Source organism: Mycobacterium sp. (assembly GCF_008709575.1).
Taxonomy (GTDB): domain Bacteria; phylum Actinomycetota; class Actinomycetes; order Mycobacteriales; family Mycobacteriaceae; genus Mycobacterium.
In genome coordinates, this window is sequence record NZ_VYIK01000124.1 from 777 (window position 1) to 1,034 (window position 258).

A 258-nucleotide genomic window follows, 5' to 3' on the forward strand; every position below is an offset into this window, starting at 1 on the left:
GGGAGTTGCCCGCTGCCCGCGACGGCATGCTCAGGGCGGCGACAGCGTTCGTGATAGGCGATCTCGCCCTGTGGTTGGCGGTGGGACTACTCACCGCACGACAGGGCAACGTGAGCCTGTTCGCACTGGGCCGCAGCAGATTCGAGCACTCCTCACCGATCCTTGTCGCGGCGTCGGGGCTTATCGTCGTTGCGGCGCTGTCACGATCGGCGCAAATTCCGTTTCACCGCTGGCTGCCGGCGACCCTGGCCGCACCGA

1 protein-coding gene is annotated in these 258 nt (G+C 67.1%); it reads left to right on the forward strand.

The annotated features are described in order from the left end of the window. On the forward strand, positions 1-258 hold a 258-nt coding region (locus F6Q13_RS17090; protein ID WP_293059099.1), incomplete at both ends, for a proton-conducting transporter membrane subunit.